The organism is Actinomyces sp. 2119 (assembly GCF_003591215.1).
Taxonomy (GTDB): Bacteria; Actinomycetota; Actinomycetes; order Actinomycetales; family Actinomycetaceae; genus Actinomyces; species Actinomyces lilanjuaniae.
Map to the genome: position 1 here is coordinate 198,449 of NZ_QYRR01000002.1, position 26,911 is coordinate 225,359.

Annotated in this window: 22 protein-coding genes; 18 read left to right on the plus strand and 4 right to left on the minus strand. The window is 68.1% G+C overall.

All coding sequences use genetic code 11. The features are described 5' to 3' along the window. The first annotated feature begins 120 nt into the window (after positions 1–120). From D4740_RS02690 to D4740_RS02700, 3 genes are read left to right on the plus strand one after another with little or no spacing between them, the layout of a single operon-like run. Complete coding sequence (locus D4740_RS02690; protein ID WP_259390612.1) at positions 121–1,050, plus strand: sugar phosphate isomerase/epimerase; 930 nt, start codon at positions 121–123, stop codon at positions 1,048–1,050. A 31-nt stretch (positions 1,051–1,081) separates the two neighbouring features. Next, entirely contained in the window at positions 1,082–2,881 is a 1,800-nt protein-coding gene (gcl, locus tag D4740_RS02695; RefSeq protein WP_119835399.1) for a glyoxylate carboligase, read from the plus strand. A 14-nt stretch (positions 2,882–2,895) separates the two neighbouring features. After that, positions 2,896–4,440: an NCS1 family nucleobase:cation symporter-1 gene (locus D4740_RS02700; RefSeq protein WP_119835400.1), complete on the plus strand. Its 1,545-nt coding sequence runs from the start codon at positions 2,896–2,898 to the stop codon at positions 4,438–4,440. Positions 4,441–4,515: 75 nt separating this feature from the next. Here the strand turns inward: D4740_RS02700 and D4740_RS02705 are convergent, their stop codons facing one another. Further along, positions 4,516–5,280 carry a DUF4352 domain-containing protein gene (locus D4740_RS02705; protein ID WP_119835401.1) on the minus strand — a complete coding sequence of 255 codons (765 nt, stop codon included), beginning with the start codon at positions 5,278–5,280 and terminating at the stop codon, positions 4,516–4,518. Positions 5,281–5,630: 350 nt separating this feature from the next. On the opposite strand from D4740_RS02705, the gene D4740_RS02710 reads away from it, so the two are divergent. Together D4740_RS02710 and D4740_RS02715 are read left to right on the plus strand one after the other, a co-directional pair. Next, entirely contained in the window at positions 5,631–7,289 is a 1,659-nt protein-coding gene (locus D4740_RS02710; RefSeq protein ID WP_259390613.1) for a sensor histidine kinase, read from the plus strand. Positions 7,290–7,330: 41 nt separating this feature from the next. Then, positions 7,331–8,164, plus strand: a complete 834-nt coding sequence (locus D4740_RS02715) for a response regulator transcription factor (RefSeq protein ID WP_119835402.1) — start codon at positions 7,331–7,333, stop codon at positions 8,162–8,164. A gap of 82 nt (positions 8,165–8,246) precedes the next feature. Here D4740_RS02715 and D4740_RS02720 read toward each other — a convergent pair whose 3' ends face one another. After that, entirely contained in the window at positions 8,247–8,879 is a 633-nt protein-coding gene (locus D4740_RS02720) for an NAD(P)-dependent oxidoreductase (RefSeq protein ID WP_119835403.1), read from the minus strand. Between the two features lie 118 nt (positions 8,880–8,997). On the opposite strand from D4740_RS02720, the gene D4740_RS02725 reads away from it, so the two are divergent. Together D4740_RS02725 and D4740_RS02730 are read left to right on the plus strand one after the other, a co-directional pair. Then, positions 8,998–9,411, plus strand: a complete 414-nt coding sequence (locus tag D4740_RS02725; RefSeq protein ID WP_119835404.1) for a helix-turn-helix domain-containing protein — start codon at positions 8,998–9,000, stop codon at positions 9,409–9,411. Next, entirely contained in the window at positions 9,408–10,307 is a 900-nt protein-coding gene (locus tag D4740_RS02730) for a macro domain-containing protein (protein WP_259390614.1), read from the plus strand. Before D4740_RS02725 ends, D4740_RS02730 begins: the two co-directional genes overlap by 4 nt. Before the next feature lie 431 nt (positions 10,308–10,738). On the opposite strand, the gene D4740_RS02735 is transcribed toward D4740_RS02730, so the two are convergent. Further along, positions 10,739–13,705 (minus strand): cation-translocating P-type ATPase, encoded by a 2,967-nt coding sequence (locus D4740_RS02735; RefSeq protein ID WP_119835405.1) that lies wholly within the window; start codon positions 13,703–13,705, stop codon positions 10,739–10,741. A gap of 788 nt (positions 13,706–14,493) precedes the next feature. On the opposite strand from D4740_RS02735, the gene D4740_RS02745 reads away from it, so the two are divergent. The 5 genes from D4740_RS02745 to rplI all read left to right on the plus strand — a co-directional run bounded on the left by D4740_RS02745 (position 14,494) and on the right by rplI (position 19,075). Then, positions 14,494–16,992, plus strand: coding sequence for a transglycosylase domain-containing protein (locus D4740_RS02745; RefSeq protein WP_119835407.1), 2,499 nt, complete (start codon positions 14,494–14,496; stop codon positions 16,990–16,992). A 350-nt stretch (positions 16,993–17,342) separates the two neighbouring features. Next, complete coding sequence (rpsF, locus tag D4740_RS02750; RefSeq protein WP_119835408.1) at positions 17,343–17,630, plus strand: 30S ribosomal protein S6; 288 nt, start codon at positions 17,343–17,345, stop codon at positions 17,628–17,630. A 25-nt stretch (positions 17,631–17,655) separates the two neighbouring features. Continuing rightward, on the plus strand, positions 17,656–18,231 hold the full coding sequence (locus tag D4740_RS02755) for a single-stranded DNA-binding protein (protein WP_119835409.1): 576 nt from the start codon (positions 17,656–17,658) through the stop codon (positions 18,229–18,231). Between the two features lie 136 nt (positions 18,232–18,367). Next, positions 18,368–18,604, plus strand: coding sequence for a 30S ribosomal protein S18 (rpsR, locus tag D4740_RS02760; RefSeq protein ID WP_119835410.1), 237 nt, complete (start codon positions 18,368–18,370; stop codon positions 18,602–18,604). Between the two features lie 15 nt (positions 18,605–18,619). Then, entirely contained in the window at positions 18,620–19,075 is a 456-nt protein-coding gene (gene rplI / locus D4740_RS02765; RefSeq protein ID WP_119835411.1) for a 50S ribosomal protein L9, read from the plus strand. 194 nt (positions 19,076–19,269) lie between these two features. On the opposite strand, the gene D4740_RS02770 is transcribed toward rplI, so the two are convergent. Further along, positions 19,270–20,772: an MATE family efflux transporter gene (locus tag D4740_RS02770; protein WP_119835412.1), complete on the minus strand. Its 1,503-nt coding sequence runs from the start codon at positions 20,770–20,772 to the stop codon at positions 19,270–19,272. Between the two features lie 574 nt (positions 20,773–21,346). Here D4740_RS02770 and dnaB point away from each other — a divergent pair. From dnaB to D4740_RS02800, 6 genes are all read left to right on the plus strand, one after another. Continuing rightward, complete coding sequence (dnaB, locus tag D4740_RS02775; protein ID WP_119835413.1) at positions 21,347–22,759, plus strand: replicative DNA helicase; 1,413 nt, start codon at positions 21,347–21,349, stop codon at positions 22,757–22,759. 215 nt (positions 22,760–22,974) lie between these two features. Next, a complete protein-coding gene (locus tag D4740_RS02780; protein WP_205570061.1) occupies positions 22,975–24,678 on the plus strand; it encodes an AAA family ATPase in 1,704 nt (567 codons plus the stop codon). A gap of 25 nt (positions 24,679–24,703) precedes the next feature. Continuing rightward, positions 24,704–25,159 (plus strand): hypothetical protein, encoded by a 456-nt coding sequence (locus tag D4740_RS02785; RefSeq protein ID WP_119835414.1) that lies wholly within the window; start codon positions 24,704–24,706, stop codon positions 25,157–25,159. Next, a complete protein-coding gene (locus D4740_RS02790; RefSeq protein ID WP_119835415.1) occupies positions 25,156–25,383 on the plus strand; it encodes a DUF2997 domain-containing protein in 228 nt (75 codons plus the stop codon). Before D4740_RS02785 ends, D4740_RS02790 begins: the two co-directional genes overlap by 4 nt. Beyond that, on the plus strand, positions 25,364–26,314 hold the full coding sequence (locus D4740_RS02795; RefSeq protein WP_147392826.1) for a helix-hairpin-helix domain-containing protein: 951 nt from the start codon (positions 25,364–25,366) through the stop codon (positions 26,312–26,314). The genes D4740_RS02790 and D4740_RS02795 overlap by 20 nt, the downstream gene beginning before the upstream one ends. Then, positions 26,314–26,907 (plus strand): 4Fe-4S single cluster domain-containing protein, encoded by a 594-nt coding sequence (locus tag D4740_RS02800; RefSeq protein WP_119835604.1) that lies wholly within the window; start codon positions 26,314–26,316, stop codon positions 26,905–26,907. The genes D4740_RS02795 and D4740_RS02800 overlap by 1 nt, the downstream gene beginning before the upstream one ends. The last annotated feature ends 4 nt before the right edge of the window (positions 26,908–26,911 follow it).

Genomic DNA, 26,911 nt, shown 5'->3' on the forward strand with positions numbered 1-26,911 from the left:
CAGGTCCCGGGCACGACGGGGTGCCGCCACAGCCTGCTTCCTGCGCGCAGCGCGGTCAGGCAGCAGGCCAGACAGGAAGACAGAAGAGAAAACAGGGAAAGAGACACGGAAAAGAGGTGCATGATCGTGAAGGAGTCGCTGCACGACTACATGAAGGTCGGGATCGTCCACTTCATGGCCTACCCCTTTGCCGCGGGCGGGGACCAGCCCGTAGCCGCCTCCGTCGCCGAGGTCGTCGAGGACGACTTCTTTGAGGAGATCGAGATCACCCGCATCAATGACCAGAAGGAGCGCGACGCCGTCACGGGTCTGCTGCGCACCTCCGGCGTGGACGTCGGGTTCGGTGCCCAGCCCTGGCTCCTCAAGGGCGGGTACGACCTCAACTCCTTTGACGAGGACCGGCGCGCCCAGGCCGTGGCGGCCATGAAGGCAGCCGTGGACCAGGCCTACGAGGTGGGGGCGCGCAAGATCGGGTTCCTCTCCGGACCCAGGCCGGCGCAGCGCCGCGACGAGGCCCTGGCGCTACTGGTCGACTCCGTCGTCCAGGTCGGCCGCTACGCCAGGTCCCAGGGAGACGGGGGGCTGGTACTGTCCCTGGAGACCTTTGACGACTCCACGGACAAGTGCGCCCTGGTGGGCGCCAACCGGCTGGCCTGCGAGGTCGCCTACGAGGTGCGCAAGGCTGTCCCGGACTTCGGCCTCATGGTGGACCTCTCCCACCTGCCGATGCAGGGGGAGACACCGCGCCAGGCCCTGTCCGCCACTCGGGACTTCATCAACCACGCCCACATCGGCACCTGCGTCATCCGCGACCTGGACGACCCCGCCTACGGGGACCTGCACCCCTACTTCGGCCACCCCAAGGGTGAGAGTGGTGTCCCCGAGGTGCGGGAGTTCCTGCGCTGCCTGCTGGACATCGGCTACCTGCGTGAGGACGCCCCTGAGCGCGCTGTCGTCGCCTTCGAGGTCCAGCCCCTGGGCGCGCAGCGCTCGCGCGCCGTGGTCGCTGACGCCAAGCGGGTGCTGCGCGAGGCCTGGCGCACGCTGTGAGCAGTGCCGTGAACAGAAAGGAGCGCAAGACATGACACGAATGCGAGCAGTGGACGCCATCGCCCTCATCCTGGCCAAGGAGGGGGCCACCCAGGCCTTCGGGGTTCCAGGCGCTGCCATCAACCCGCTGTACTCGGCCATGAGGGCGCACGGGGGCATCCGCCACGTCCTGGCCCGCCACGTGGAGGCCGCCTCCCACATGGCCGAGGGGTTCTCCCGTGTGGGGGGAGGTCGTATCGGGGTGTGCATCGGCACCTCCGGTCCCGGGGGGACCGACATGGTCACCGGGATGTACTCCGCGTCGGCGGACTCCGTGCCCATCCTGTGCCTGACCGGCCAGGCTGCCGTCCCCATGCTGCACAAGGAGGAGTTCCAGGCTGTCGACATTGCTGCGGTTGCCGCGCCGGTCACCAAGATGGCGGTCACCGTCCTGGAGGCCGCCCAGGTTCCCGGGACCATGGCCAAGGCTTTCCAGCTCATGCGCTCTGGCCGTCCGGGTCCCGTCCTTGTCGACCTGCCCCTTGACGTTCAGGTCACCGTGATCGAGTTCGACATCGACGCCTACCAGCCGCTTCCGGTGGAGCGTCCCGCCATGTCCGCCTACCAGGCAGAGCGGATCCTCGACATGCTCGACGCCTCCAGGCACCCGCTGCTTATCTGTGGCGGAGGGGTGATCAGCGCCGAGGCCGCCGACGACATGGTTGCCCTGGCGGAGTACCTGGGTGTTCCGGTGGTCTCCACCCTCATGGGGTGGGGAGCCGTCCCTGACGACCACCGGCTGGCCCAGGGCCTGGTAGGTATCCAGACCTCCCAGCGCTACGCCAACGCGACCTTCCTGGAGTCCGACCTGGTGATCGGGATCGGCAACCGCTGGGCGAGCCGTCACACGGGAGACCTGGACACCTACCGGGGACAGCGCCGGTTCGTCCACGTGGACATCGAGCCCACGCAGGTCGGGCGGGTCTTCCCACCCGACTTCTGGTCCGTCAGCGACGCGGGCGCCGCCCTGCGCACCCTGCTCCAGGCGGCTTGTCAGCGCTACTCTGCCCCGCTGGAGCGCTACGGCTCCTGGGTGCAGGAGTGCCAGGAGCGCAAGCGCACCCTGCTGCGCAGGACCCACTTTGACGAGGTGCCCATGAAGCCCCAGCGGGTCTATGAGGAGATGTGCCGGGCCTTCGGGCCCGAGACCCGCTACGTCACCACGATCGGCCTGTCCCAGATTGCCGCGGCCCAGATGCTGCACGTCTACCGCCCCCGGCACTGGGTCAACGCCAGCCAGGCGTCACCACTGGGGTGGACGCTTCCGGCGGCGATCGGCGCCAGCGTGGCGGACCCGAGTACCCCGGTGGTGGCGCTGTCCGGGGACTACGACTTCCAGTTCCTCATTGAGGAGCTGGCGGTGGCCGCCCAGCTCCAGATCCCCTACGTGCACGTGGTAGTCAACAATGCCTACCTGGGCCTGATCCGGCAGGCGCAACGCGCTTTTGACATGGACTACCAGGTCCAGCTGTCCTTCGTCAATATCAACGCCCCCCAGACCCGGGGCTACGGGGTGGACCACGTGGGCGTGGTGGAGGCGCTGGGGTGCCGGGCCGTGCGGGCGCACACGCCCGAGGAGCTGGCACAGGCGCTGTCCAGCGCGCGCCAGACCGCGCTGCGTGACCAGGTGCCGGTGGTGGTTGAGGCGGTCCTGGAGCGTGTCACCAACGTCTCGATGGGGACCTCCCTGGACGCCGTCAACGAGTTCGAGCCGCTGGCGCACGACCCTGCTGCTGACGCCCCCCTGGCCGTGGCCCTGGGCCCGGAGCCGGGCGCGGTGTCCCAGACCTGAGGAGAGGGTCAGCCATGGAAGCTGTGGAGGTTGACCGCGACGAGCTGCGTCGTGGTGACACGGACGGGCGGCTGTTCAACGACGACCTCGCCCCGGCGACGGCGCAGGAGCGCACCTGGGGCGGCTACGCCCTGTTCTCCCTGTGGATGAACGACGCGCACAACGCCTCGAACTACACCTTCGCCGCCGCCCTGTTCATCGGGACGGGGACGCTGACGGGGATGACGCCGCTGGGCATCGTCATCGGCGTGCTCCTCGCCACGCTGATCATCTTCGTGGCGTGCTGCGTCTCCGGGCTCATGGGTTACGAGACGGGAGCCCCCTACCCGGTGATATCCCGGGTGACCTGGGGCGTGTGGGGTGCCAACTTCCCGGCCGTGATCCGCGGGATCGTGGCGATCGCCTGGTACGGGATCCAGACCTACCTGGCCTCGGTCTCCCTGGAGCTGTTGATGATACGGGTGCTGCCCCTCGTGGGGGAGCTGGACGCCCCCGTCCTGGGGCTGCGTGTCTCAGGGTGGGTGGCCTTCCTTGTCCTGTCCGCTGTCCAGCTGGTCATCGTGTGGCGCGGCATGGACGCCGTGCGTCACTTCCAGGGACTGGCCGGGCCGGTCATCTGGGTGATCATGATCGGCCTGGGTGCCTGGATGCTGTGGCAGGCGGGGTGGGAGTTCGACTGGACGGCCAACGCCGAGAGCCGCACGCCCGGAATCGGCTACCAGGTGTACCAGGTCATGGTAGCCGTGGGGCTGACGGTGGGAACCCTGGCCACCCTGATGCTGAACTTCTCTGACTTCGCCCGCTACGCGCCCAGCGCCCGCTCCATGGTGCTGGGCAACGTGCTGGGGCTGCCTCTGAACTGGACCGCCTTCGCCATGACCTCGGTGCTGTGCTCGGCCGCGGCCATCAAGGTCTACGGCGAGGCGTTCCACGACCCGGGCGACCTGCTGTCGCGTATCGACAACGACCTGGTGTTCTACGTGGTGAGCCTGGGGTTTATCGTGGCCACCATCGGTGTCAACATTGTCGCCAACTTTGTCTCGGCGGCCTTCGACCTGTCCAACGTGAGCCCGCGGAGGCTGTCGTTCCGCGTGGGCGGGATCGTCGCGGTCCTCGCCTCGATCGCTGTCACCCCGTGGAACCTGTACGGAAGCCCTGTGGCCATCACCTACTTCCTGGGGTCGCTGGGGGCGCTGCTGGGGCCGTTCTTCGGGATCCTGGTCATCGACTACTTCTACTACAAGCGCTCCCGGGTGGACCTGCGTGACCTGTACTCCCCGGCTAGGAACGGGCGCTACTACTACCAGCGCGGGGTCAACTTGAACGCGCTGGCGGCCTTCGTCCCCGCAGCGGTGGCTGCGTTGTGCATCGCGCTGCTGCCACTGCGCCTGTGCCAGGTACTGGCCCCGTTCTCCTGGTTCATTGCCGCGCCCCTGGGCGCCCTGTGCTACTGGGTGGTCATGACGGTGCGCGGCCAGGCCCCAGGTCCCGACGTCGGCACTGACTCTGGTCCTGGTGCCGAGACCGGTCCCGCCCCGGCCTCACAGCCTGTGGGCTGAGCGCCCAGCCGTCAGCCACGGTACTCCTGGTGGTACTGGCTGACGGCCGGGTCGGCGCCGCCGCGCGCGGCCTGCTCAGAGCTCGTTGACCCAGGCGGCGCGGTCGGTGAACAGGGTCAGGACCGGGTCGTAGATGACCACGTACTGGCCGCCTGCGGAGATATCGACGTCGAAGCACACGTCGCCGCTGACGCTCCCCTGCGGGACCAGGGTGCTGGAGGTCAGGTGGGTGTCCGTTCCGCTGAAGCCCGGGTCGGTGATGGCGCCCTCGGGGTTCAAGAGCGTGAAGTCGAAGGCGTTGACGTCCACCGGGTCCGTGGAGCCGTTGACGACGGTAACCGTGGTGCAGGCCGTCGGCCCGAGGGTGGCGTCCCCGGCGGTCACCGGTGTGGTGGTGATGCTCACGTCCTTGCTTGTCAGGGTGTCGCCCGTGCGACCGACGATGTCGTCGTCGGCCATGCCGGGGAAGGTGAGACCGGACGGCGGCTGGCTGTCCTCGGGCTGGCTGCCCTCGGCAGGAGCCTGCGCGGTGTCGGCGCTGTCCCCAGAGCCTGCGGCGGCCTGGTCCGTCTCGGCTGCGTCGGCTGCTGCGCTGGGTGCCGTGGTCGCGCCTGCGGAGGAGCCCTCACCCCCACCGAGGGCGGAGGCCAGGGCGGACACGAGGACGAGGGCGCCCAGGCCGGTGAGAACCTTGTGCCTGGCGAACCACGAGCGCTTGGGTCCAGAGGGCACAGGAGCGTCGGGCACGGGGACGGGAGGCACCTGTCCCCCAGGTCCGGGGTAGGGAGCGGAGGGCTGGGGCGGTGTGGGCTGAGGCGGTGTGCCAGGTGTGGTGGTCATGGTCGGGTCCTTCCTGTCAGGATCTGTGCCAGGTCTGCGTCATGTCTGCTCCAGCAGAGGTGCGCCCGGGACCGGTAAGGGCCTTGCTGTCTGGCGGCAGGCTGCCCGGGGCGGTGGCGTCCAGCGCTGGTTGATGACAGGGTCAAGGCTGCGCCGCAGGGGCGTGCGGCCACATCGACCGATCGGTCTGAGCAGCTGTCTGTTCGGACAGGGCTTCTGGATGCCCACGCCTGCCGCCGCAGTCAGCCTTGTGGGCAGCCCCGTGCGGGTCGTCCTGCCGACAGGTCCGTGGCCAGGTGGCTGCCTCATCGGTGGAGGTCGGCGGCCGGTGCAGGCTCTACAGTGTCCGCATGACCTCACCCGGCTTCATCCCCGGGCACGGCGCCTACCCCCTCCAGGGGAGTGCACCTGCCTACCCGGCCCGGGCGGGTGTGCCTGCCTCCCCGGTCCCGGCAGCCCCGCCTGCCTACCCGATCCCCGATGCTTCTGCGACGGCCCCGCCCTGTGCGGCTGCCCCTGGTACGGGTGCGCTGGCAGGGTCCCCCTACCCCGCCTACCACCTCCCTGCCCCGGCCCCCCGGCCTCGGCTCGCAGCCGTCGTGGGCAGGGTGGCGCGGGAGACCGGGCTGCTCCTCCTGTGCTTGTTCGCCAGCCTGATAAGCCTGGGATCCATCATGTCCCACGAGGAGGTGCTCACTGGCCGCCCGATGCGGGCACTGCCCGGCCTGGGGCTCATAGGCCTCGCCCTGGTGCTCCTGGCGGCCTTGTTCGCGCGTCACAGGTGGCCCGTCGCCGTCACCGTGGTCTCCTCTGTCGCTGGCCTGCTCACCGGGTTGGATACGACGGTAGGGCTGGTCGCCATGACCACCGTCGTACGGCGGGCCGCCTCCGTGCGCGACCCGGCTCCCTGGGTGGTCGGCCTCGTGCTGGGTGCCGGGACCTGGCGGGCCATCGGCCGCGACACGGTGCAGGCAGTCACCGGCAACTCCGTGGTGGGGATCTTGGCCTTTGACCAGAGCAACGGTGTGGGAACCCTCCACGGGAGCACCGCCCCCGCCCTGACCCTGCTCGTCATGGCCCTGCCCGTGGTCACCGGGCTGTTGCTGCGCGCCCGCGACGGCGAGCGGAGTGCCCGCCAGCGCGCCCGGGCCGCCGCTGCCGCCTCCGCCCAGGCCGCGCGCACCGCCCAGGAGCAGGCCAGGGTCTCTACCCACCTGGCTGAGCGCGTGGACCTGCAGGAGGAGCGGGAGCGCGTGGCCCGGGAGGTGCACGACGGGCTGGGGCACCGCCTGTCCCTGCTCGCCCTGCACGCCGCAGTCCTTGAGGCCGCAGCCCAGCCCAGTGAGCCGCAGGAGGAGGCCGACGGCCAGGTGGGGGCGGGTGGCTCGCAGGAGGCGGACGTCCTGGCCCGGGCCGTGGGTCCGGACCAGGACGTGCCCACGGACCACGCGCGGGAGGCGGCCCGACTGGTCCGTGAGGAGGCGGAGACCGCTATGCGGGACCTGCGCTCGCTCCTGACGGTGCTGCGTGAGCCTGTGGGCGCTGCCGAGCCTGCGCCGCGCCTGGCGGACCTGGCTGGCATGGTGGACGACGTCCTGGCTGCCCGGCAGCCTGTCACCTCCTCGATCTTCCTTGACCGCGCTGACCAGGCCGACGACGTCTTGTCCCGGGCCGTCTACCGGATCGTGCAGGAGTGCCTGACCAACGCCCGCAGGCACGCCCCGGGGCGCACCGTGAGGCTGCGGGTGGAGGGAGGGCCGACCACTGGCATTGACATCACCTGCTCCAACCCGGTGGACGTCGGGGCGCAGGCAGTCGGTGAGGCTGCAGGGGAGGCTGAGGCTGTGGGCGGGGCACGGGGAACGGGTGCGGGCGCAGGCAGCGGGACGGGGCTGCGCGGGATGGCCAAGCGTGCCGAGATCTGCGGGGGCACTTTCCAGGCCGGTCCGGACGGCCAGGGCAGCTTTGTGGTGCGCAGCCACCTGCCGTGGCGGCCCGCCCCGACGTGAGAATGGGTGCGGGCTGCCTTGCTGGTACGTAGACTGGGCAGGTGCACACAACGGAGCCCGGTGCGACCACCTCGGGGCCTGTCCGGATCATCGTCGTTGACGACGACCCGCTGACCCGATCGGCCATCCTGCCTCTCCTGCGCCCCCGGGAGGAGTTTGAGGTCGTGGCGCAGGCCGACGACGGTCAGGAGGCGGTCCATGCCGTCGCCCACCACCGCGCAGACGTGGTGCTCATGGACCTGGGGATGCCGGTCATGGACGGTATCGAGGCCACCCGGCGCATCTGTGCGGCCGCGGGCCACCCCCACGTGGTTGCCCTGACCACGTGGGACGTGGACGACGCGGTGGTGCGTGCCATCGAGGCCGGGGCCGAGGGCTACCTGCTCAAGGTCTCTGCCCCCAAGGAGCTGGTGCCCGGCCTGCGACGGGTCGTGGCTGGAGACAGCCCCCTGTCGCCCGGGGCCATGCGCACGCTCCTGGCACACGTGCGCTCCCGGGGGCAGGCGGTGGCCTCAGGCGGGGTAGGCAGGGCCGCTGCCGGGCCTGGGAGCCTGGCGGAGGCCGGGAGCCCCTGCGCCGGGCTGCCTGGTACCGGGCAGGCGGGTGCCGGGGTGCCCCGCACTCGGCTGTCGTGGTCTGGGGGGACCGTGCCGTCCGGTGAGGGCGGGGCCAGGCTGACTGACCGGGAGCGTGAGGTGGTCCAGGCGGCTGCGGAGGGCCTGACCACCGAGCAGATCGCGGCCCGGCTCTACGTCTCCGCCTCCACGGTCAAGACCCACCTGCGCAGCGCCCAGGAGCGGATGGGCGCCAGCAACCGTGTCCAGCTCGCCGTCCTGGCGGAGCGGGCCGGGCTGCTGGGGCAGGTCCTCGGGTAGCCGCCGGGGCTGGCAGGCCGCCTGCCGAGGTAGGGGCGGGTGAGCGGGTCTCCCGGCCCGGCTGCCGGGAGCCGTCCGCGCCTCAGCCCTGTGAGGCCACTGTCCAGCGGATACCGCGGTGGGCGTCGGACTCGGCCTCGTCAACCAGCGCCACGGCCATGTCCTCTGCGGAGACCCGGGGACCGGCGGGGCTGTCCGTGGCCTGGGTGTAGGTCCCGGTGCGCTGCCCGGGCTCGATCGTCGGGGCCGGGGCCACGACAGACCAGGCAAAGGCAGAGCCCGCGCCCCGGTAGAGCTCCAGGACCTGGGCGTAGGCGTTGGCCTCGGGGTAGACCTCCGCCGGGAAGTCGGGCGTGTCCTTGATGAGCTGGCCGGAGCCGGGCTCAGTCTCCAGCGCTCCTGCGCCGCCGACCACGACCAGTCGTCCGAGCGGCTCGGCGGTCAGGGACTCCACCAGCGCCCGGTGCTCGTCGATCGTGGGCTGGACCGGTCCGCCGGTGCGGTCAGGTGAGGTCGTGATGATGACGACGTCGTTGTCGGCCAGCAGACGGCGCACGGCCTCAACGTCGGAGAGCCGGGTGACGATGTCTGTCGTGGCGTCGGCGGCAGGCCTGCCCGAGCGGGTGGCGCTGGTGACCTCGTGTCCGCGAGAGGCCGCCTCGGTGACGGTGCGCGACCCGACCATCCCGGTTCCGCCGATGACTGCGATCTTCATGGTTCCTCCTAAAGGTGTGGCGGCTGTCCTGTCCCGCCTCTGCTGGCGGCAGGTGCTGTGATGGTATGTTCTAGATACTAGATACCTCAAGGAAACTACGAGAAGCTCCGAGGCTTTTATGACTGATACAACGTCTTACGTCACTGAGGACCGTCGTGCTGGTCCACTTATCGACTATGACGTCATGTCTCCGCGCTGTCCCTCGCGCACGGTCTTGCGCCACGTCGTGAACCGCTGGTCTCCCCTGGTGATCATGGCCCTGCACGACGGCCCCCTGCGCTTCTCCGACCTGCGCTGTCGCGTTGGTGGGGTGACCCCCAAGGTCCTGACCCAGACGCTGCGCTCCATGGAGCGTGACGGTCTGCTGGAGCGCACCGAGACCAGTGGCGTGCCGCCGCGCGTGGACTACGGGCTGACCCCTCTGGGTGCCACGCTGCGCGGGCCGATGACGACACTGCGGACTTGGGCGCAGGACCACGCCGACCAGGTCCTGGCCGCCCGGGAGGCCTACGACGCGGCGGGTGCTCCATGAGGGAGGCCAGAGGGCAGCATGTCGAGGACTACGGGACGCTTGTGGCCCAGACGCTGGCCTGGGCCGTTGACGACGCCAGGCGCTATCTCTCCGACTCCGAGCTCGGACGGCTTACCCCCACCGGGCGGGTCGAGGCGGACCGTCGGCTGCTGGACACCCTGCTGACCCTGCGCGAGCCTGGCACCGTGCCGTCGCAGGCCGCTGACGCCATCGGTGCCCTCCTGGACGCCGAGGCCCGGGACAGGGGCGTGGTTGACGTCGCCACCCTGCCGCGGGTGGCCAGCAGCGGGCCGCTGTCTGCGATGGCTCTGTGGCAGGGCGACATCACGCGCCTACGTGTGGGCGCTGTCGTCAACGCTGCCAACAGCGCTCTGCTGGGCTGCCGGGTCCCTGGCCACGCCTGCATCGACAACGCCATCCACGCCGCCGCCGGGCCGTGGCTGCGCAACGCCTGCGCTGAGCACGTACGTGCCCAGGGGGCGCCTGAGCCCACTGGTACCGCCGTCCTCACCCCTGGCTTCAGCCTGCCCGCCCAGGCCGTTATCCACACGGTTGGCCCGGTCGTCTCCGGCGGTGAGCCTACAGAGGAGAACGCCCGCCTGCTGGCCTCCTGCTACCGCTCCTGCCTGGAGACGGCCTGGAGTGCCGGGCTGGACAGCATCGCCTTGTGCTCGGTGTCCACCGGAGCCTTCGGGTACCCGGTCGAGCAGGCCGCCAGGGTGGCGCTGACGGAGGTCCTTGACTGGCTGGGCGAGCACGGGGATAGCGCAGGAGCGGCGGAGGCCTCTGGTCCTGCGGTGGGGGGCGGTCAGGGCATGCTCGTCGTCATCGACACCTTCTCCCAGCGTGACACTCAGGTGTACCAGGGCCTTCTGGAGGAGTACCAGGGCCGCTAGCGGGGTGGTCCTGCCAGGAACGCAGGTGCCCGCTGCCAGCCGCCGGGTAGCCGCGCCTGTTACCCCCCCCGGGCTCGCCACCACTCGCACGGCCTTGCCGCAGAGGCGACCAAATCCTCAAGAGCAGCCGAATCCTCCTAGATGACTGACGTGCCGGTCGTTCTGTGAGGATTCTATGAGGATTCGCTACATCGCAGGGCTACCGAGGCGGCTCGAGCCGGTTCAGGGAGTTGGAGCCGTTCGGCGGTCTCCGAGCCTGCTGAGCCTGCGCCCAGACCTCCCCGCAGGCGGGACTGGTGCAATTCGTGATTGCCCTGTGGGGCAGCAATGAGCGTGCTTGGTGCCGTGGGCCACAACCAGGTGCCGGCTTCAAGACGTACAGCGTGGGGGCGCTGACGACGTGGTGGAGACTGAGGTGCTGGTGCTCCTGGTCAGGCCAGTACCCGTGCCACCACCTTGCGCAGCTCGTCGGCCCACAGCACCAGGGAGGCCATGGTCACCACGACTGCCCAGTGGGTCAGGTCCAGGGAACGGGTGGAGAAGGCCGTCTGGAGCAGGGGCACCTCCACCACGGCGACCTGGAGCAGCACGGCCAGGAGGACAGAGCCCCACAGCCACTTGTTGACAAAGAGGTGGCTGAAGGCGCTCACCCGCTCTGAGCGTGAGTTGAGGGTGTTGAACAGCTGGGCCAGCACAAGGGTGGTGAAGGCCGCCGTGCGGGCCGTGTCCAGGTCGTCGGTGGACAGGCTGGTCTGGATGAGCCCCCCGGGCAGGAAGAGGTCCAGGGTTCCCAGGGTGGCGGCAGCCATGACCGCTCCCACCAGTAGCACCCCGACCCACATAGTGCCATCTACCACACGGTCGTCAGGCTTGCGCGGCGGGCGTCCCATAACGTCCTCGACGCTGGGGTCCACCCCCATGGCTAGGGCCGGTCCTGAGTCGGTGACCAGGTTGATCCACAGAATCTGGGTGGCCAGCAGGGGCAGCACTACGTCAGTCCCTGAGTTCTGGGACAACCCGATGGCCCCGGCCAGCACCACGCCGCTGAAGACAGTGAGCACCTCCCCCATGTTGGAGGACAGCAGGAACCGCAGGAACTTCTTGATGTTGTCGAAGATGCGCCGCCCCTCGCGCACCGCGTCCACGATGGTGGCGAAGTTGTCGTCAGCCAGCACCATGGCGGCGGCCTCCTTGGTCACCTGAGTGCCGGTGATCCCCATAGCCACACCGATGTCGGCGGCTCGCAGGGCGGGAGCATCGTTGACGCCGTCGCCGGTCATGGACACCGTGTGGCCCTGGGAGCGCAGGGCGTGGACGATCCGCATCTTGTGCTCGGGCGCCACCCGGGCGTAGACGTTGGCCTCGGCGACGGCGGCGTCCAGCGCGTTCTCGTCCATCGTGCTCAGCTCGCGGCCGGTCACCACTCGCGCTCCGCGCTCGGCCAGACCCAGGTCGGCGGCGATGCGCCCGGCGGTGGCCGGGTGGTCCCCGGTAATCATGAGGACGCGTACCCCGGCGCGGTGGGCCTCGGCGACGGCGGTGGCTGCCTCGGGGCGGGGCGGGTCGATGATGCCCACGACGCCGGCCATGACCAGGTCGTGCTCCAGGTCGGAGAGGTCAGAGCGCTCTGCAGGGGCATCTGCAGGGACGGCGGCCGTGACGGAGGGGCTGTGCGCGGAGCCTGTGGTCTGCGGGGAGCCTGGGGCTTCAGCCGCAGCGGTTGTGCCGCCTGCTCCCGTCCCGTGCGAGATCGCGCTCACACGCTCAGCCTCCTCCTGGCTGAGCACCCGGTAGGCCACTGCCAGGGTGCGCAGGGCCCGGCCGGACATGTCCGTGACGTGATTGGTGAGGCGGGTGGCCAGCTTCTCATCCAGGACGGTGGCGGTACCGTCCACGCGGACCCGTGTACAGCGTTCCAGGAGTACGTCGGGTGCTCCCTTGGACACGAGGATGGTGCCGTGCCTGGCGTCGCTGTACAGCACGGACATCATCTTGCGCTCGGAGGTGAAGGGGATCTCGCCCACGCGGGTGAAGCGTCCCTGGCGGCTCCCGTCGGTGCCGAGCTTTCTCTCCGCCACGAGGAAGGCGCCTTCGGTGGGGTCGCCGATGACGCTCCACACCTCGTCGGTCACGCTCAGCTCAGCGTCTGAGGCCATCGCCCCGCCGGAGAGCACCACCGTGACCTCGTCGGCCAGCGCACCTGCCAGGGGCTCAGGGTCGGGACGGCCGTCGCGGTCGGCGTCGGGGGCTACCTGGCCGGTAGGGGCGTAGCCGGTCCCGGTGACTACAGCGGTTCCCGAGGCGGTGACCACCTCCTGGACGGTCATCTGCGAGCGAGTGAGCGTGCCGGTCTTGTCCGAGCAGATGACCGAAGCCGACCCGAGGGTCTCCACGCTGGTCAGCTTCTTGACCACCGCCCGGTGCAGGGCCAGGCGCTGGACTCCCAGTGCCAGGACCACTGACAGGATGGCGGGCAGCCCCTCAGGTACTGCGGCCACCGCCAGGGACACGCCCAGCAGCAGGGCCTGGATGACAGTCTCGGCGCTGCGGTCGCTGGCCAGGGCCAAGAGGGTGCTCACCACGACCACCGCGATAACGACGACGATGACTCCCAGCATCCTGGAGATCTGGTGGATCTCCTTCTGTAGCGGGGTCGGCTCCTCCTCGACGGACTCCAGCATCTGGGCGATGGCGCCCATCTCCGTGTCGGCCCCGGTGGCCACGACGACGGCCCGGCCGGTGCCCTGGGCCACAGCAGTGCCGCGGTAGACCATGCAGGTGCGGTCGGCCAGGTCCGTGTCGGGACCGACCGGGTCTGGTGTCTTGGTGACGGCCTCGGCCTCGCCAGTCAGGGAGGACTCCACCACGCGCAGGGTGGCTGTCTCCAGCAGGCGGGCGTCGGCTCCCACCTGGTCCCCCTCGGACAGGAGCAGGACGTCCCCGACGACGAGCTCGGAGGAGGGCACGACGAGCCGTGATCCGTCACGTAGGACGGTTGAGGTGGCCCGGGTCATTTCTGACAGGGCTGCGACAGCGTCAGCGGCCTTGCTCTCCTGGACGAGGCCGATCACGGCGTTGAGGATGACAACGGCCAGGATGACGAGCGAGTCGACCGGGACCCCGTGAGATCCCTCCAGGGCCCAGGCGGCGGCGGAGATGACCACAGCGACCAGCAGCAGGTGGATGAGCGGGTCGTTGAGCTGGGACAGGAGGCGCCTCCACGCAGGTACGGCAGGTGCGGACGGCAGGTCGTTGGGGCCGTCGGCGGCCAGGCGCCGGGACGCCTCGGTGGCGGTCAGCCCTGTAGTGGTCGTTGTGCCCAGGTCTGAGACCACCGAGGAGGCGAGGCGGGAGAAAGGCACGGCAGTACCGGTGTCCTGAACTGTCCTGGAAGTCATGAGCCCGCATCCCAGCAGGAGTAGTTTCTCCTGGCAAGCCTGACACTGTGGGCAGGGGAAAGATAGGAGGGGTGTCACAAGTGCTGACGACGGTGCGCAGAACCTGGAAGCGCCCGGGAGTGGATGCCGCCGGGAGAGTCCTGACGCTGTCTGGGCTGTCGGCCCCCGTGGGCAGCCATCGCACATGCCGTCCACGGGAGCCGACGTTCTCCGGGCGCCCGCGCAAAAGACTATCGCGGACCAGGTAGGCCTTTTGTCATGAGTCTCCTAGTGCGGGTGAGCTTTTTGTCATCACCCACGTCCTGGTCCTGTCTCAGCCGCAGCCCGGTCCTGCCGGTGCGCCTGTGCCGTGCGCCGCTGCACCGGTGAGAGCCTAGACTGCTCGTGTGTCCTTGGTCGCGTAGAGAGCCCGGGCTGGTGGGAGTGCCCGGGCTCGGGCCCACGCAGCTCGGTGTCGGCCCGGACTGGCCTTGAGGGCAGCTGACGCGCGGGAGCGGCTGGCAGGCCCGGTACGGCGGGGTAGTTCAGGGCGGGCGTGGTGAGCGTCCTGGGACAGTCCTGCCCACTCTTCTGGCGTGCCGGGTCGAGGTGTCCGGGTGTACCTCACAGCGCGAGTAACAGGCAAGGCTACTATCCTCGTACGAACGGGCTCCGTGCAGGAGGTCCGTCGGGCAGGCGTCGCCTACCGTCTGCTGGTACCGGCAGGTGCTGAGGCGGTGTCAGTCGAGACCGACCGAAACCGGTTGGTGTCAACCGATGTCATGGCCGTCAACTGAAGCGAGGAGCGCGTGGCAGACAACATGAACCCGGGTGGCTCTCGTCCTAGCGGCAAGAAGCTGGCTCAGGTGGCGAGCGCTGAGCGCGAGGGGACTGACTCCTCTGCGGCATCCACCCGTACGTTTCCCCGTCTTCCTTGGGCCCGCAGGTCTGCGGACCGGGCCCGCCGGGGGGCGGGTACGGCTGTGTCGGCTGCGGCTGGTAGCGTCGCAGCCTCAGGAGCCAAGGCACGACGTCGTTTCCTCAACTACCCGCGCGCCGGAAAGGGGCCGGTCCGGCGCTGGCTTCCGAGCTGGCGCTTTGTCATGGGAAGCTTCCTCTTCCTGGTCCTGGCCGTGGTCGGCACCTTCGCCTACGCCTACGCCACCATCAGGGTCCCTGAGCCCAACGAGTTCGCCCTGGCGCAGGCCACGACCGTCTACTACTCCGACGGAACCACCGCGATGGGTAAGTTTGCCGAGCACAACCGGAAGGTGGTGGACGCTGACTCCCTGCCGGACTACGTGGGCAACGCCGTGGTGGCCTCTGAGGACCGCTCCTTCTACTCCAACAGCGGTGTGGACCCCAGGGGCATTGCCCGAGCCCTGTGGAACAACCTCCGTGGGGGCGAGACCCAGGGTGCGTCCACGTTGACGCAGCAGTACGTCAAGAACTACTACGTTGACACTACCAGCTCCTACTTCGGCAAGTTCCAGCAGGCCATCATGGCCATCAAGATCGACCAGCAGCAGTCGAAGGAGGAGATCCTGGGCGCCTACCTCAACACCGTCTACTACGGGAGGGGTGCCTACGGCATCGAGACTGCGGCTCAGGCGTTCTTCGACAAGTCTGCGGCGGACCTGACCGTCTCGGAGGCAGCCCTGCTGGCCGGTGTCCTACCCTCTCCCAGCTCCTGGGACCCTGCGGTGGACCCGGACCAGGCTGAGGTCCGGTGGGAACGGGTCATGGACTACATGCTCGAGGATGACTACATCACCCAGGAGGAGTACGACTCCGCGGCCTTCCCGGAGACGGTTACGCCGAGTACAGAGCAGGTCTACGCCGGCACCAACGGCTACCTGCTGCAGATGGTGCGCGCCGAGCTCCAGGAGAAGGCCGGCCTGAGCGAGGAGGAGATCGACACCGGTGGCTTCCAGATTGTCACCACGATCGACAAGACCGACCAGGACGCGGCCGTCGCTTCTGCCCAGGGTCTGCCGGAGGGGCACTCGGAGAACCTGCACGTGGCCCTGGTCTCCGTCGATGCCTCAACCGGGGGAATCCTGTCCCTGTACGGGGGGGAGGACTACCTGACGAACCAGGTCAACACCGCGACCGACGCCATGGCCCAGGCTGGGTCCACCTACAAGCCCTTCGCGCTGGTGGCGGCGCTGGAGAACGGGGCGACCCTGGCTAACGGATACGTGGGTGACTCGCCCATGACCATTGCGGGCCACCAGTTCCAGAACTACCAGAACGCCTCCTACGGCTGGTCGGACCTGGTGAAGTCCACTGCCCACTCGATCAACACTCCCTACCTCCAGCTCAACCAGGACGTGGGGCCTGAGCTGACGAACGAGGCGGCCGTCCGCGCCGGCTACCCGGAGGACACCCAGGGGATGAACGACTATATCCAGAACGTGCTGGGCTCGGCCTCTCCGCACACGATCGACATCGCCGGGGCCTACTCCACCTTTGCAGCCCAAGGGGTCAAGCGCGACACCCACATTGTGGACACCGTAAAGAACTCGGAGGACGCGGTCGCCTACGCGGCCCCCACGGAGGGCTCCCAGGAGTTTGATGAGGGGGTCATGGCGGACGCGGACTACGCCCTCCAGCAGGTGGTCAACGAGGGGAGCGCGACCAAGGCGCTCGCCCTGGGGCGCCCTATCGCAGCCAAGACCGGCTCCTCCTCGGACAACAAGTCCGCCCAGTTCGTCGGCTTCACCCCGCAGGTGGTGACTGCCGTGACCCTCTACCAGTCGGGTGAGGACGGGACGGAGGAGTCGATCACTCCCTGGGGCGAGTACAGCGAGATTACCGGCTCCACCTACCCGGCTGACATCTTTGTGGACTACATGTCGGTGGCCCTGGAGGATGTTCCTGTCGAGGCCTTCCCCGAGCGCACGGCTGGTTCCTACACCCGCGGTGCGATTCACGGGGAGGCGGGCGAGGTTGCCGAGGACTACCAGCAGCCCTCCACCGACTCCGGGTCTCAGGACCAGGCGCCTGTAGAGGAGGCGCCTGTAGAGGAGGCCCCTGTAGAGGAGCCTGCTACCGAGGCGCCTGCTACCGAGGCACCTGCTACCGAAGCACCTGCTACCGAGGCACCTGCTCAGCCGACGGTTGAGGTCCCAGTCACTCAGGAACCTGTGCAGCCGCCGGTGGAGCAGGAGGATCCGGGCGGTTCCGGGGGCGATGGCACTGACCCGGGCGATGGCACTGACCCGGGCGGTGGCACTGACCCGGGCGGTAACTCTGGTGGTGGAGGGGGTGCTGAGCTGCCGGACAGTCCGCCCGAGACGGAGTAATTTTAGGGCGGCGACTGACCACTAATCCCTGCGCCCTGGGGGCACTCCCCCGGCTCTGCCGTCTTCCGGCTCAGTTGCTGGGCCGTGCTCAGGCTCCCGGCCGCTGGCACGGGGCCGTGGGGCGGGCACTGAGGGGTGCTAGACGCTGTTGACGTGTGGCACGGCACGTCACACCGGCCTGCCGGGTCTTCTCGGCCCTGCCTGGTCTCCGGTAGTCTGGGCCACTGGCTGCGCCGGTCTGCGTCAGCGGGCCTGTACCAGGTCCCCTGCCGCACGGTGCGCCGTACGCATCACCCTCCTGTCACGGAAGGACCGTGACCGCTGAAGACCAGAGGAGGTGGGTACTAAGCATGCGTCACTACGAGATCATGATCATCCTTGACCCTGCTACGGATGAGCGCACTGTCGGCTCCGTGCTGGAGAAGATGCTGCAGGTTGTCCCCAGCAGCGGGGGCACTGTGGACAAGGTCGATATCTGGGGCAAGCGCCGCCTGGCCTACGAGATCAACAAGAAGTCCGAGGGCATCTACGCCGTCGTGGACATGACAGCGACCCCTGAGACCGCTCAGGAGCTCGACCGCCAGCTCGGCCTCAACGAGACTGTCCTGCGTACCAAGCTGCTGCGCCCCGAGGCCTGAGCCCCTACCGGGAACGGAGAAACCTATGGCTGGAGACACTGTCATCACCGTCGTGGGGAACCTGACGGCGGACCCCGAGATGCGCTTCACCCCCTCCGGGGCTGCGGTCGCGTCGTTCACCGTGGCCTCCACGCCGCGTACCTTTGACCGCCAGGCCCAGGAGTGGCGTGACGGGGAGACCCTGTTCATGCGCTGCTCCATCTGGAGGGACGCCGCGGAGAACGTGGCGGAGTCCCTGACCAAGGGCACCCGCGTCATCGTCCAGGGGCGCCTGGTCCAGCGCTCCTTCACCACCCGTGAGGGCGAGAACCGCACCGTGGTGGAGATGCAGGTCGATGAGATCGGCCCTTCTCTGAGGTACGCCAAGGCCCAGGTCACCCGTAACCCCCGCGGTGGTGGCCAGCAGGGCGGCTTCGGTGGTCAGGGGGGTCCCCAGGGCGGTTTCGGCGGCCAGTCGCAGGGTGGTTTTGGCGGCCAGGGAGGCCAGCAGGGCGGCGGCTTTGGTGGCCAGCCCAGCTACAACGCTCCGGCTGGTGGCGCCCCCGACGACCCCTGGGCCACGGGCGGCTCCACGTCGTTCGGGGACGAGCCCCCGTTCTGACCGGCATCGCGTCCAGCGCGCTGCTCTCCGTGGACGTCACTGGCACTGTTGACGCTACTGGCCTCCTCCCCCGTCCCCACTCACCCGAAAAATCATCTCGTAGAGCGCCCAGGCGCTCAGACCAAGGAGTACCACTATGGCGAAGCCCCAACTTCGCAAGCCCAAGAAGAAGGTCAGCCCGGTTAAGACCGTCAAGGTCGGCAGGATCGACTACAAGGACACAGCAACCCTGCGCAAGTTCATCTCCGACCGTGGCAAGATTCGTGCCCGGCGTGTCACGGGCGTCTCTGTCCAGGACCAGCGCAAGATCGCCAAGGCTGTGAAGAACGCCCGGGAGATGGCGCTGCTTCCCTACTCGAGCTCGGCTCGCTGACAGGAGGCTGTTGAGATGACAACCAAGCTGATCCTCACCCATGACGTGGCCCACCTGGGTGCCGCAGGCGAGGTCGTAGAGGTTAAGGACGGATACGCCCGTAACTACCTGGTACCCCGCAAGTTGGCCACACTCTGGACCAAGGGTGCCCAACGCCAGATTGACCAGATGAACGAGGCGCGGCGTCGTCGGGCCATCCACTCCCTTGACCAGGCCCATGCGGCCCGCGACTGGCTCAATGGGAACGTCGTGACCGTGACGGCCCGGGCCGGCGCCGGCGGACGCCTCTTTGGCGCAGTGACCACGGCTGCGCTGGCCGAGGCAGTCAAGGAGGCAGGTGGTCCTGATGTCGACCGTCGCAAGATCGACATGACTCCTCCTATCAAGTCCACCGGCCGCCACAGCGGCTCAGTGCGCCTGCACGCTGACGTCGTCGCCCGTCTTGAGGTCAATGTCGTCGCAGCCCGCTAAGCGGGCGGGTGACTGACCAGCGACACGTGCCCCCACCGGGCCTGCTCTACCACCTGCCTGTGGCACGCAGGTGGTAGAGCAGGCCCGGTACTGCGTGATGGTAGGTCGGGCTGGAGGCCGGGCCTGAAGGCCTGGGGTGCGCATGGGCGTACCTGGGGATGCCTGCACCTGCCGGTCCGACTCGCGTGTTCCGGCTACCTTCGCCAGGCGCTCCCGCGTGTGCGTAGACCGGTGGTGACTGCTCTGGCACCCATGAACACCCACGCGAAGGCGACCCACAGCCACAGCAGGCCAGGGGCAGGCACACTGCTGCCGAGGTCGTCAGCAGGCCAGGTACGACTGACCACGATCGCCAGAGGCACGTAGGGCACCAGCGTCATCAGGCCAGCACGGGCGAGGTAACGGCCGTCCCCCGCCCCCATGAGGACGCCGTCGAACAGGTAGACGGCCCCGGCCAGGGGCATGGCAGAGGCGGCGACCAGAAGACTCGGCACCGCCGTGAGGACCACGGCCGACTCCGAGGTGAACAGGCGAGGAAGCCAGGGGCTGGACACGGCGACAACCATGCCGATACCGGTCCCGGTCACCACCCCCCACGCCAGTGTCCGGCGCAAGACGTCATCCACCTGCCAGATTGCCTCCTCCCGGCTGGTCTCTGCCCACCGCCCGTGCTGCGGGTCGGCCAGGGCCTCAGTACCGGCTCCTGGGCTGGGGCCCCTGGCCGGAGCGGGCTGGGAGGCTCGTGATGCCTCCGCCTGTCCCAGGGAGGTGCCCACCAGTGCCTGGGCGGCGATCGCCAGGGCATCCAGCGCAAAGGCGGCGAGGTTCCACACGGCGGTCACTACCTGGTGGGCGGCTAGTGCTGTGGGCCCCTGTGCCGTCGCGGCCCACACGGTGACCAGGATGGCGGTGCGCAGGCTGAGGGTGCGCACCAGGAGCGGCAGCCCGTTGCCCAGCGAGGCACGAAGACCCGCGCGCCGAGGCGCCACGGGAACACCCCGGGCACGAGCGGCTCTGACCAGGGGCCGTACCAGCGCCAGGGCCATCAGGGTCTGGGCCAGAGCTGTCCCTGCGCCGGAGCCGACGATCCCCAGGCCCAGGCCGTAGACCAGGGCGGCATTGAGGACGACGTTGAGCAGAGCCCCTGCTGCTGCTACGACAAAAGGTGTGCGGGTGTCCAACAGTCCTCGCAGCGTGCCGGTAGCCGCCAGGACCACAAGCATGCCCGGCAGACCGGGGGCAGAGGCCCACAGGTAGGAACGGGCTGCCTGAGCCACCTGCGCCTGGGCTCCCATCGCCTCGACGAGCCAGGGGGCGGTGGCAGCCAGGGCTACCGCGCCCGCTGCACCCAGGACCAGGCCGAGCCAGATGCCGTCAAGCCCGGCTCGCAGGCCGTCGGCCTGGCGCCCCGCTCCCAGGAGCCTGGCTGTGGTGGCTGTCGTCGCATAGGCGAGAAACACGAACAGGCCCACGGTGGTCGTCAGCACAGTCGAGGCCAGGGACAGCCCCGCCAGGCTGGCAGTCCCCAGGTGGCCCACCATGGCCGAGTCTATGAGGACGAAGACCGGCTCGGCGACGAGCGCTCCCAGCGCGGGTACCGCCAGGGACAAGATACGGCGGTTCAGGCTAGGGACGGTGGGAGCGGCGTGCACGGTGTCATTGTGTCCTACTGTGCCCACTGTGGTGGCGGCAGACATCGTCGCTCATAAGTGGGGATGACCTTGGGGAAAACTGTTGACAATCTGGTGATCGGAGGCTGCGCGGGGCTGTAGACCTCAACCTCGACGTGACCTTTGTCCACAGAGATTCCCACCTTTCCACAGACCCACATTGTGATCCGGTGGGAAGTTCCTATAGGTGTCCTGGGCTCACTTTTGCCTGCTATGACAAGGGTTTGATGGATGTGTTCCGATGGTCACCACCTCCGGTCCCCACGGCTGTCCCCATGACATCAGGGTGGCGTCCCCAAGCCTGTGGGTGGAGTCCACAGGTCTATGGGTGTTCTCCCCAGGATGTCCGGCCTGAGGGTTTGCGAGTGCGATCCATTGGCGCTATGGTCTCGCGCGCGCGAGGCTCGGCAGTGCTGGCAGCAGCAACGGCAGCAGCGCCGATAGCGGCGTCAGTACCGTTGCTGGAACCCGCGGTCAGGGGCTCGTGCGGGTGGGAGTCCGACGCTCGTCCCTCGGGGCTCCTACGGATCCACCCGTGCCGGGTGGCGCCGGGTCATGTCTAGGAGCGGGTTCACGCAGGGGCGCAGGAAGGCGGGTTCAGATGGACGGAACGGACGGGACGGAGCCTGCGGGGGAGACTGTCTCCTCCCGGGGGGACTCTGCATTCGACCGGCTCCCTCCCCAGGACCTTGACGCCGAGATGGCCACGCTGGGCGGGATGCTGCTGAGCAAGGAGGCCATCACCGACGTCATTGAGGTGCTGCGCGGCCCTGAGTTCTACCGCTCGGCCCACGAGCTGGTCTTTGATGCGATCGTCGAGATCTACAATCGGTCCGAGCCCGCCGACCCTCTCATCGTTGCCGACGAGCTGGCCAAGCGGGGCGAGCTGGAACGTGTCGGCGGCGCCTCCTACTTGGCCTCGCTCATGGCCACGGTCCCTACCGCCGCCAACGCCGCCTACTACGCACGCATCGTCAAGGAGAAGTTCCTCATGCGCGGCCTGGTCCAGGCCGGGACCCGCATCACCCAGCTCGGCTACTCTACGGACGCCGGTGACATCGATGAGCTGGTGACCCTGGCCGAGGCCGAGGTCTACGCCGTAGCCCACAACGAGGGTGAGCGGGAGGACTACGTCCCGGTGGCGGACCTCCTGGGGGAGGCCAACCTGGAGATCGAGGCCGCCCAGAACCGCGACAACGGGGTGCTCACCGGGGTACCCACCGGGTTCCTGGAGCTCGACGAGCTGACCGGGGGCCTCCATCCCGGCCAGATGGTCATCGTCGCCGCGCGCCCAGCCATGGGCAAGTCCACCCTGGCCGTGGACTTCTGCCGCAGCGCCTCCATCCACCACGGCATCACCAGCTGCTACTTCTCCCTGGAGATGGGGCGCATGGAGCTCATGATGCGCATCCTGGCCGCCGAGTCCGGGGTGGACATGAACAAGCTGCGTGGCTCGCGCCAGATGGAGGACCGGGACTGGACTGACGTGGCTGTGGCCTACAACCCGGTCTCCAACGCGCCGCTGTTCATCGACGACTCCCCCAACCTCACCATGCCCCAGATACGCTCCAAGGCTCTGCGGATGCGTCAGCAGCACAACCTGGGAGTCATGGTGGTTGACTACCTCCAGCTCATGAGCTCGGGCAAGCGGGTGGAGTCGCGCCAGCAGGAGGTCTCAGAGTTCTCCCGCTCGCTGAAGCTCCTGGCCAAGGAGCTGGAGATCCCCGTCATTGCCGTGGCCCAGCTCAACCGTGGTCCCGAGCAGCGCACCGGCAACAAGCCGCAGATGTCGGACCTGCGCGAGTCCGGATCCCTGGAGCAGGACGCCGACATCATCATGCTGCTGCACCGGCCCGAGTACTACAACCAGGAGGAGCGTCCCGGAGAGGCGGACATTATCGTCGCCAAGCACCGCAACGGGCAGACCCGCTCCATCCCGGTGGCCTTCCAGGGGCACCTGTCGAGGTTCGCCAACATGGCCCGCGATATCACTCCCGAGCCCGCCTACGTGTGAGGGCGGGGGCGGGCGGCGGCCTGCCGGGTGTGTCACCGCCTGCCTTGCCGGGTACCAGGCTGGAACCTCCGCAGAGGGAAGGGCTGGGACGACTCTCTACCTCATGGACTGACACGGGGACTGCGTGAGAGTAAAGTGCCGCAGCGTCAGGCCCGGTTTCCCCGGGAGCCGCTCCCCGGGACCTGCTCCGCCCCATACATGAGAGGACGTATAGCGTGGCCGCATCCTTTGAGGCGTCCCTTTCTGTCCTGGCAAAAGCCCGGTTCCCGATTATCTATGTCGAGACCTTTGAGGAGAGGCGGGCGCTTGCCGCAATCCGGGAGACGCTGGAGGCCGGGCCGGCGCTGGCGTCCTCGCGCCCGGTACACACCTGGAGCTGTACCGCAGGTCTTGTTGGCCCGGAAGGAAAGGTGGCACCTGGAACGACTGATCCCAGCAGGGCGCTTGATGCGGCAATGGAGACCCGGGAGTCTGCAACCTTTGTGTTCCTTGACCTGCACGCGCACCTGGGGGACGGGACTCGCCCGGCGGATGCAGGAGTTGTGCGAAAGCTGAGGGAGGCCGCGGCTGAGTTCCAGCGCGGGGAGCTGCGGCGCACGATTATCATCCTCGCTCCGATACGGCGGATTCCGGCCGAGCTGGAGAAAGACATTCACCTTCTCGACTTCCCGCTTCCGGACGAGGTTGAAATCCGTAGTATTCTTGACCAGCTCATCATGGACAACGCCGGGAACCGACGTCTCGAGATCGACCTGGCGGAGACGGACAAGGACCGCCTGGTGAGAGCGGCTGTCGGGCTCACGGAGACGGAGGCGGAAGGGGCGCTCGCCCTGGCGATGGCTGAGGACGGCCGACTTGACGCCAGTGACGTGGAGACCGTTCTTCAGGAGAAGAAGCAGGCGGTGCGCAAGAGCGGTCTGCTTGACTACATCGACACCGATATCGATCTTGACGGCGTGGGCGGCCTTGACAACCTTAAAAGATGGCTGAGCCGCAGGGACGGGTCGTGGCTGGCGGAAGCGCGCTACTACGGCGTTCCTGCCCCCCGTGGTGTCTTGATTACCGGGGTTCCTGGCTGTGGAAAGTCGTTGACAGCCAAGGCGGTGGCGTCGGCGTGGTGCCTCCCTCTGCTGCGGCTCGACGTCGGCAAGATGTTCTCGGGGCTTGTCGGCTCCAGCGAGTCGAACCTGCGCTCGGCAATTCGTTCTGCTGAGGCGGCTTCTCCCGCCGTGCTGTGGGTGGACGAGATAGAGAAGGGGTTCTCCGGGGTCGGCGGGAGCGGGGACTCCGGAACCTCCTCCCGCGTCTTCGGTGCCTTCCTCACGTGGATGCAGGAGAAGACGGCCCCGGTCTTCGTCATCGCGACGTCCAACAATGTCCGTGACCTGCCTCCAGAGCTCCTGCGCAAGGGGCGGTTTGACGAGATCTTCTTCGTGGACCTGCCTAACGAGGAGGAACGTGAGCAGATCTGGAGGCTCCATGTTGCCAAGCACGTCCAGGCTGCCGAGCGGCACAGCGACTTCGTGCTTGACAAGGTCTTGCTTGCGAACCTGGTGGCGACCTCTGAGGGATTCTCGGGAGCAGAGATTGAGCAGGCGGTCCTGGATGCCCTGTTCGACGCCTTCGCGAGCCGTCGTGCCCTGACGGGAGACGACCTGGTGAGCGCGGTGAACAGGTCTGTTCCTCTGAGCGTGACGCAGGCGGAGCAGCTAAGCGCTGTCCGGGCGTGGGCGAGTGAGCGCGCGGTGGCTGCGAGCGCGAGGCCGTCCTCCCTCTCCGGGTCCCTGCCTGCGTCTCCTCCTGGGGCCTTTCCCGGGGGGTCGGCTGGTACGTGGTCGGCTACGGCGCGGTCGGGGCCAGGAGGGCCTGGAGGCCTTGCCGGGGATATTGCCGCAGCTGGCCGCCGTGTCGAGTTCTGACCAGTCTGAGCGGAAGGATGAGCGGATGAGTCTTAGCATCACATTGGTCCCCCTGGCCCTGGCCGCTGTGACCGTGGGGCAGGCGTGGCAGGAGGGCAGCACCCCGTCGCACCCGAGGCGGACGGTCGGTGTGAGGTCACGTATGCGTGACGAGGGGCTGCTTGTTGACGCCCTGCATGACCTGGGTGTGTCAGTGCAGCGTACTGAGGAGGGGCGGCTTGCCGGTGCGACCTCCGTTGGTCCCCTTGTCCTGACCCGTGACAGCGACGGGCTGTGGACGATCCACTTTGCTGACCCGGACTCCCCGGATCTTGCGCGCAATTTTGTTGAGGATCTTGACCGCGCCTATGGTCTCAGGGTGCAGCAGGCCGTGGTCCAGCGACTGCGGGACCGTGCTCCTGCCGCTGGTATGCGTATCGAGTCCGAGACTGTTGATGACGACCGTGTTGTCACCTTGATGATGGAGGTAGGGGCGAGATGAGTGCGCGGAGGTACCTCAAGGTCTCAGTGGGGCCTGACGGCACGGTGGATGCCGAGACGATCGGCTTCGTCGGCTCTTCCTGTCTTCCGCAGGTCGGCGTTCTTGAGGATATCCTTGAGGCGGTCGCGACAGAGAGCGCGTTTACGGCTGACTACTACGCGGCCCAGGGCGTGAGCCAGCAGGATACTACTGAGGAGACCACTGTTGCCGGTCGACAGAATTGACGCCCTGCTGGCTCAGAAGCCCTTCGGGTGGAGGCTCAGGCACTCCGCCTGGATAGTTGTTGTTGCCGCCGGTCTGGGGATATTTTCCTTTCTTGGGTGGATCTGGGCCGGCATGATGGTGCAGTCCAGGCGGTTCTGGTGCGTTGTGGCCGTCTGGCTCGTTCTTACCACTGGCTTGTGGTTCTCCTCTGGCTATGACGACGTGCCGGAGTACGCCTCCCTCATGGAGAACATGTTCGGGGCGCTCATGTTTATCTGCTGGATCGGGGGGACCTCCCACGCACTCATCATGCGGCGTACAGTCCTTCGTGCCGTCATGAAGCGTGAGGACGCGCTTGCGCGGCTGGTTGAGCGTGACACTGGCCTAGGGTGGGGTGATCCCCTCTTCTCGGGTGGCAGAACGCCATCCGAGGCCCAGTGGTCCCGCTCCCAGGACCCTTATCGGGCTGGTGGAGGGTCTGCGGCGTCGCCTGCCGACCTGAGCCTCGGGTCGTCTGATCTTGGAATTGACATGTCGCGGTACTACGGGCACCGCGAGGCTTCGGCTGAATCGTCGGCTGACCCATTCAAGGAGGTCTCGGTTCCGGGCGCTGATGAACGCCGCTCCTCCCGACGGCAGGTAGACATTTCGACAGGCGTAGTTGACGCCAACGCCGCTGGGGCCTCGGAGCTGGAGACCATCGGCTCTCTTGACGCAGAGGCGATCAACAGGATCCTTGAAGCCCGCCAGCGGCTCGGGGGCTTTCGCGACCTTGACGACCTGGTGTCCGCGGCCGACCTCCAGCCTCACCAGGTCTTTCGGATGCGTGAGCGGGTCGTCTTCAGCGAGTTCTCGAAGAACGAGGAGGCCAGGAAGGGTGGTGAGCCCAGCAGGGGCAGTGAGTCCGGGAAGGACCGGGGCGGTCAGCGCGGTCGCCTGCTTGACCTGTGATGAGTGACCCTATTCTGCTCGCTCGTCTTCTTGAGCGGACGAGGGCCGAGGGGCCGGGGCTGCGTACCGCCTTGTGGGTGCAAGGCTGCACAATTCGGTGCAGAGGGTGCTTCAACCCCCACCTGTGGGGAAAGCGGGGCGGTACACCCGTCGAGCCCGACAGCCTCCTTCAACGGATTCCCGAGGATGTCGAGGGTGTTACCTTCCTTGGGGGCGAGCCCTTCGAGCAGCCAGAGGCTCTTGCGCGGCTTGCCTACCTTGTGCGGCGTCGCGGCCAGACGGTCATGACCTTTACCGGTTACTGGCTGGAGAGGCTCAGGTGCTCCCGCGCTCCCGGGGTCGCAGGGCTTCTGGCGAACACGGACCTTCTTGTTGACGGGCCCTTTGACATCGCGGTGCCTGACCACCGGCGCCCCTGGGTCGGGTCGGTCAACCAGCGGTTCCACGCTCTGACTCCACGATACGCCAGGCTCGTCTCACGCCTTGACTCTGTCCCGGACCGGCTTGAGGTGCGTGTTGACCCTACTGGCGCGGTCAGCGTCAACGGCTGGGCTAGCACCGACGCCCTTGACGCCCTTCTTGAAAGGCTCTAGCCAA

What these genes read in the sequence shown, in the direction of transcription:
- D4740_RS02790 (WP_119835415.1), top strand. Translation starts at nt 25,156, where the DNA reads ATGAGTGCGCGGAGGTACCTCAAGGTCTCAGTGGGGCCTGACGGCACG.
- D4740_RS02785 (WP_119835414.1), top strand. Translation starts at nt 24,704, where the DNA reads ATGAGTCTTAGCATCACATTGGTCCCCCTGGCCCTGGCCGCTGTGACC.
- D4740_RS02735 (WP_119835405.1), bottom strand. Translation starts at nt 13,705, where the DNA reads ATGACTTCCAGGACAGTTCAGGACACCGGTACTGCCGTGCCTTTCTCC.
- D4740_RS02710 (WP_259390613.1), top strand. Translation starts at nt 5,631, where the DNA reads ATGACCTCACCCGGCTTCATCCCCGGGCACGGCGCCTACCCCCTCCAG.
- dnaB (WP_119835413.1), top strand. Translation starts at nt 21,347, where the DNA reads ATGGACGGAACGGACGGGACGGAGCCTGCGGGGGAGACTGTCTCCTCC.
- rpsR (WP_119835410.1), top strand. Translation starts at nt 18,368, where the DNA reads ATGGCGAAGCCCCAACTTCGCAAGCCCAAGAAGAAGGTCAGCCCGGTT.
- D4740_RS02720 (WP_119835403.1), bottom strand. Translation starts at nt 8,879, where the DNA reads ATGAAGATCGCAGTCATCGGCGGAACCGGGATGGTCGGGTCGCGCACC.
- D4740_RS02690 (WP_259390612.1), top strand. Translation starts at nt 121, where the DNA reads ATGATCGTGAAGGAGTCGCTGCACGACTACATGAAGGTCGGGATCGTC.
- D4740_RS02770 (WP_119835412.1), bottom strand. Translation starts at nt 20,772, where the DNA reads ATGTCTGCCGCCACCACAGTGGGCACAGTAGGACACAATGACACCGTG.
- D4740_RS02755 (WP_119835409.1), top strand. Translation starts at nt 17,656, where the DNA reads ATGGCTGGAGACACTGTCATCACCGTCGTGGGGAACCTGACGGCGGAC.
- D4740_RS02730 (WP_259390614.1), top strand. Translation starts at nt 9,408, where the DNA reads ATGAGGGAGGCCAGAGGGCAGCATGTCGAGGACTACGGGACGCTTGTG.
- D4740_RS02800 (WP_119835604.1), top strand. Translation starts at nt 26,314, where the DNA reads ATGAGTGACCCTATTCTGCTCGCTCGTCTTCTTGAGCGGACGAGGGCC.
- gcl (WP_119835399.1), top strand. Translation starts at nt 1,082, where the DNA reads ATGACACGAATGCGAGCAGTGGACGCCATCGCCCTCATCCTGGCCAAG.
- D4740_RS02725 (WP_119835404.1), top strand. Translation starts at nt 8,998, where the DNA reads ATGACTGATACAACGTCTTACGTCACTGAGGACCGTCGTGCTGGTCCA.
- D4740_RS02700 (WP_119835400.1), top strand. Translation starts at nt 2,896, where the DNA reads ATGGAAGCTGTGGAGGTTGACCGCGACGAGCTGCGTCGTGGTGACACG.
- rplI (WP_119835411.1), top strand. Translation starts at nt 18,620, where the DNA reads ATGACAACCAAGCTGATCCTCACCCATGACGTGGCCCACCTGGGTGCC.
- D4740_RS02705 (WP_119835401.1), bottom strand. Translation starts at nt 5,280, where the DNA reads ATGACCACCACACCTGGCACACCGCCTCAGCCCACACCGCCCCAGCCC.
- rpsF (WP_119835408.1), top strand. Translation starts at nt 17,343, where the DNA reads ATGCGTCACTACGAGATCATGATCATCCTTGACCCTGCTACGGATGAG.